The following is a 5,398-nucleotide window of genomic DNA, read 5'->3' on the forward strand; positions in this document are numbered from 1 at the left end:
CGCTTCGGGCCGCCGGGACGCTCTGGGCCGTTCCGACGCTTCGGGCCGCCGGGACGCTCTGGGCCGTTCCGACGCTTCGGGCCGCCGGGACGCTCCGGGCCGTTCCGACGGTACGGGCCGCCTGGACGGGCCGTCCCGGGCGGACGCCGGGTGCGACGGCACCGGCCGGCCGCGGTCGGCGGGTGCCCTGCTCATCGCGGCCGGCTCCGGGGTGGGCAGCCTCCGGGAGGCGCGACGGTCGCTGATCGAGGCCCGGCAGGTCGCCGAGGCCGCCCGGCGGGACCGGCGCGACCTGCCGATCTTCCGGCTGCCGCACGTCGGGCTGGCCGGCCTGCTGCACCTGCTCCGCGACGAGCCACGGTTGCAGACCTTCGTCGAGCGGGAGCTCGGCGCCCTGCTGACGTACGACGCGCGACACCCCCGCGAGCAGCTGCTCGGCACCCTGCGGGCATACCTGGACGCCGGCCGGAACAAGTCCGCGGCGGCCGCCGCCGCGCACCTGTCCCGGCCGGCGTTCTACGAGCGGCTGGCCCGGATCGGCCGCGTCCTCGACGTCGACCTCGACTCGGTGGAGGCCTGCCTCTCCCTCCACGTCGCCCTGCTCGCCCTAGACGCCGTCCGCACCCCCTGACCCACAGGGCCCCGGCTCCACCCACCCGACCCCGCACGGCCCGCCCGCCCCACCCCGCCCGGCCCGGCCCGGCCCGTTGATCATGACGTTAGCGGGGACGAATCGCCCGAACCGCACCGCTAACGTCATGATCAACGGGTCGGGGCCACGGGCCGGGGCCACGGGCCGGAGCGGGAGCGGGACGGGCGCGGGCGGGGGTGTCGCTCAGGTGAGGGTGGGCAGGGCCTTGGCGTAGGTGGGGGGGACGTGGTTGGGGCCGCCAGGGGTGAAGACGTCCGAGGTGGCCGCCGCCGACCAGGCCGTCGCCGGTACGGCGTCGACCAGGGCGCGGACGACCGGTGCGTCGCGCCACTGCTCCTGCTCGGCCAGGAGGCTCAGGGCCACCACGGACTCCTCCACCTCGCCGACGCACTCGAACGGCTTGTGCCCGTCCACGCCGAGCAGCTCCCGGTAGCCGGGGATCTGCGAGGAGTCGGCGAGCAGGTCGCCGCCGAAGATGTGGGTGACCCGTTCGCGGGACATGAACGGCGCCATGGCCAGGAAGACGAAGCGGCACTTCGGGCAGTCGCGGCACCAGCGCTCGCTGGCGTCGCGCAGCTTGAACGCGGCGTTGCAGCTCGTCACCACGTCGTCGTAGCGGTCGATCTCGGCGAACAGCCGGGCGATGTGCAGCTCCGACAGCGAACGCAGCAGGGAGAAGTACGGCTCGGTGAGCCCGGCGTGCTCGGCCAGCGCTGCCCGCAGCAGCCCTTCCGCCTCCACGCCCTTGGACCACTGGTGGTTGATCTCGTGGCCGTCCCAGACCAGGTTCGGGTCCGACGCCGACCGCTCGTTGGACATCACCACCGGGCCCAGCCCGTGCAGCACCGCCGTGGCGACCGCGATCAGCGAGTTGATCGCGGTGACCGGGATGTGGCCGTTGAGCGCCCCGGCGGCGTTCAGCTCGAACAGCACCGGGTCGATCCGCCGCCGGGCGGCGAGCGGGGCGAGCCCGGACGCCTCGTTCACCGCGACGATCACGTGGTTGGGGTTGACCGAGAAGGGCACCGGGTCGAGGCCGGCCCGGCGCAGCGCCTCCAGGCTGACGATGGAGTCCTTGCCGCCGCCGACGGCCGAGAGCGGCCGTCGGTCCGAGTCGTCGTACGCCCGGGGCGGCGACACCTCGCCGGCCGGCACCTCCGGGCGCAGCCGGAGCACGTGCGGCAGCTGGTTGCGGTACGCGTACTCCGCCAGGCCCTTGGTGTAGACGGCGGTGACCAGCTCGACGGCGGCCGCGCCCAGCGGCGTCGGCAGCACCAGGCGCGGCGGCGCGGCGGCCTTGTAGTAGCTGACGCCGGCGACGACGTGCAGCAGCTCCAGCACCCGGCCGAGGGTCGCCACGGTCTCGTCCGACGGCGGCGCGTCGGGCAGCGGGAGGGTGACCACCTCGGTGAACCGCTGCTCGCCGTCGGGGCCGGTCAGGGCGTAGTCGAAGAGCACCTCCCCGGTGGAGAGGTCGATCGAGTAGGACGGGAAGGTGAAGGCGTCCATCCGCCGCAGCTGCTCATTGGGCACACGCCATACTAGGCCCTGGTTCGTCCGGCGTGTCCGGCTGTGCCGGACGTGCCTGTGCCCCGCCGCCGACATCCCCGAGGAGAACCAGTGCGCCTGTCTGACCTGCGCGGACGTGCCGTCGCCGTCTGGGGGGCCGGCCGGGAGGGCCGGGCCGCGGTGACCGCGATCGCCGCGCACGGCCCGGCCGACCTGGTCGCCGTCGACGACAGCGCCAACTTCCTCAGCCTGCCCTGGCAGGGGCCGCTGGCGGAGGCCGCGCCGCTGGTCACCGGCGAGGAGGGCTTCGCCCGGCTGGCCGCCGCCGACGTGGTGGTCCGCTCGCCCGGCGTGCCGCAGACCCACCCGTGGCTGGTGGAGCTGCGCCGGCGCGGCGTGACCGTCACCCAGGGCACGGCCCTGTGGATGGCCGACCACGCCGAGCGCACCATCGGCGTCACCGGCAGCAAGGGCAAGAGCACCACCTCCAGCCTGATCAGCCACCTGCTCGCCGCCGTGGACCGGCCGAACGTCTTCGGCGGCAACATCGGCGTGCCGACGCTGGACCTGCCGGAGGCGGAGCTGTACGTGCTGGAACTCTCCAGCTACCAGTGCAGCGACCTGACCGACTCGCCGCGCGTCGCCGTGGTCACCGCGCTGTTCCCCGAGCATCTCGACGCGCACGGCGGGGAGCGGGAGTACTACCGCGACAAGCTCAACCTGCTGGCGCACGGCCCGCGCACCGTCGTGGTCAACGGCGCCGACCCGCGGCTCGCCCTCGAACTGGGCGACCGCGCGGCCGTACGCGCCGGCCTGCCGGACACCGCCCACGTGGCCGGCGGCCCGGACGGCACGCCCTGGTTCCACCTCGGCGACCGGCCGCTCTTCCCGCGCGCGGTCCTGCCGCTGGTGGGCCGGCACAACGAGGGCAACCTCTGCGTCGCCCTCGCCGTGCTCGACGCGCTCGGCGTCGACGTGGTGGCCCGCAGGGACACCCTGGCCGTGGCGGTCGCCGGGTTCCAGGGGCTGGCGCACCGGCTCACCGAGATCGCCGACCCGTCCGGCCTGACCTTCGTCGACGACACCCTCGCCACCAGCCCGTACGCGGCCATCCACGCCATCGACGCGTACGAGGGGCGGCCGCTGACGGTGATCGTCGGCGGCACCGACCGGGGCCTGGACTACGCGCCGCTGCGCGAGCACCTCGCGGAGCGCGAGATCACCGTGCTGGGCATCCCCGACAGCGGCGCCCGGATCGTCGAGGCGCTCGCCGGGCTGCCCAAGGTGCGCGCCGAGGTGGTCGACGACCTGGTCGCCGCCGTCGGGCGGGCCCGCGAGTTGACCCCGGCCGGCGGCGTGGTGCTGCTCTCCCCGGCCGCGCCCAGCTACGGGCGGTTCCGCAACTTCGAGCACCGCTCCGAGGTCTTCGCCCAGGCCGTCCGGGACACGGCCGGGTGACGTCGGCCTAGCGCCGGGGCCGGGCCACCCGGGTCAGGGCGCGCATCGACCGGATCGCGGAGCGGATCTCCTGGAGGTAGCGGCCTGGGCTGAGGGTGGGCTCGGGCAGGCCGGCCAGGTCGGGCAGGGCCGGGTCGACGCCGACGGTCTCGATCGCGCAGCCGTACGGCACGGCGAGGGTGCGCAGCGCGTCGCAGTGCTGGAACGGCACGTAGATCGGGGCGGTCACCAGCAGCACCGGATCGCCGGGGGAGAGCCGGACGTGCTCGGCCCAGAACCGCTGGGTGTCGGCGGTGTGCGCGCGGCGCCGGTCGGGTTCGCTGGACGGGGCGGCCAGCACCCGCACCGGCGGGCCGCCCGCCGGCCGGTAGGTCCGCGACGACCAGGAGTGGTGCGGGTGGCCGGCGTCGTGACCGTCCTCCTCGGCGGGGGCGGGCGCCCGGAACTCGCGCCGCACCGCCGCGTCCAGCGCCTCCACCTCGGTGTCGCAGGGCGGGACGCCGGCCGCCGCCAGCCCCGCGCACTCCACGGGCGACAGCGGGCGGAAGCTGCCGAGCACGGCCACCTCGCCGGCGACCCGGATGCCGGCGCGCAGCAGGTGCGCCGCGTAGGCGACCCGGCGCTGGCAGGCGTTCGAGAGGCCGCCCAGCACCACCAGGTGCGCGTACTCGGCGCGGGCCGGCGGCACCGGGTGGATCAGGCCCAGCGCGGCGGCGGCGTCGCGCACCAGGTCGACGGTGGCCGGGTCGAGGGCGGGCTCCCGGGCGTCCGGGCGTTCCCGGCCGCCCCGGAAGTCCCAGTGTCGGGCGGAGAAGTCGTCGAGGGCGGCCAGCACCGCCGGCAGGTCGCCGGCCGGCCAGTCGCCGCCGAAGTGCCGGACCAGGGCGCGCAGCGGCGCCGAGGCCACCCAGGCCCGGACGCCGGCCGCGAGCTGTCCCTCGTCCGTGCCCGTGGCGCCGGTGGGCAGCGCCACCTCCCCGATCCGCACCGCCGGATCGTACCGGCGGCGCGCGGCGAGCGGGCGGACGCGCGCCACCGTGGACCGGCGGGCCCGCGCCCGCTCACTGCGCCGCGGCGACCAGCTCCGCGATCCGGTCCAGCGGTGCGGCGTACGCGGGCCAGTCGAGGCCGTCCACGCTGAGCTCGGCGCGTCGGCGGATGCCGTCCACCGCGCCGGCGTGCAGCACGATCGCGGTCAGCACGTCGTACGACCACTCGGGGTGGAGCAGGTCGCGCAGGGCCGGCACGTCGGGGCGCAGCACCGCCAGCGCGCCCACCAGCGCGGCGGCGGCCCAGTTCGAGGTGCCGCCGACGAGCAGCGCGTCGCAGCCGACGACGCACCGGATCCGCTCGCCCCGGTCGACGACCCGCCCGACGACGTCCGCGGGCAGCCGGCCCATGCCCAGCTCGTTGCCGCCGTCGCCGATGCCCACCCGGAAGGCCGGCCCGGTGGCGTAGAGCCGGTCGAGCGGGGCGGTGTGCGCGCCGATGTCCTCCCCGCGCATGTTGCGGGCCCGGCCGTCGACGCCGGGACCGACCCGTTCGCAGGCGATCAGGTGCGACAGTCCGGCGTACCGTCGGGCGGCGGCGTCCGCCCACGCGTCGTACCCCTGCAGCGGCGCCACCTCCAGCGGCACCTTCGGGGCGGCGGCGGTCAGCGCGGCGGTGACCACCGGCGCGCACGGGGCGTCGGTGACCAGTCGGGCCCGGCCGCCCAGCGCCCGCAGCGCGGCGGCGATCTGCACCGCCCCGATCGGCCCGTCGGTCTCCGCCGCGGGC

General features: G+C 76.3%; 5 protein-coding genes. 2 read left to right on the forward strand and 3 right to left on the reverse strand.

Annotated features, from left to right (window positions below; genetic code table 11):
• A partial coding sequence (locus ACWENR_RS12720) for a PucR family transcriptional regulator (protein ID WP_452277139.1) occupies positions 1–631 on the forward strand: 631 nt, incomplete at its 5' end.
• A 204-nt stretch (positions 632–835) separates the two neighbouring features.
• Here the strand turns inward: ACWENR_RS12720 and ACWENR_RS12725 are convergent.
• Entirely contained in the window at positions 836–2,185 is a 1,350-nt protein-coding gene (locus tag ACWENR_RS12725; protein WP_452277140.1) for a hypothetical protein, read from the reverse strand.
• An 87-nt stretch (positions 2,186–2,272) separates the two neighbouring features.
• Here ACWENR_RS12725 and murD point away from each other — a divergent pair, with 87 nt between their 5' ends.
• The gene (gene murD, locus ACWENR_RS12730) at positions 2,273–3,619 is read left to right on the forward strand and encodes a UDP-N-acetylmuramoyl-L-alanine--D-glutamate ligase (RefSeq protein WP_452277141.1); all 1,347 of its coding nucleotides are present in this window, start codon (positions 2,273–2,275) and stop codon (positions 3,617–3,619) included.
• Positions 3,620–3,626: 7 nt separating this feature from the next.
• On the opposite strand, the gene ACWENR_RS12735 is transcribed toward murD, so the two are convergent.
• Both ACWENR_RS12735 and ACWENR_RS12740 read right to left on the reverse strand, forming a co-directional pair.
• A complete protein-coding gene (locus ACWENR_RS12735) occupies positions 3,627–4,607 on the reverse strand; it encodes a hypothetical protein (RefSeq protein WP_452277142.1) in 981 nt (326 codons plus the stop codon).
• 73 nt (positions 4,608–4,680) lie between these two features.
• Positions 4,681–5,398, reverse strand: a 718-nt coding sequence (locus tag ACWENR_RS12740; RefSeq protein WP_452277143.1) for a glutamate cyclase domain-containing protein, incomplete at its 5' end; no start/stop codon positions are given.

The sequence above is a fragment of the Micromonospora sp. NPDC004336 genome (assembly GCF_053602615.1).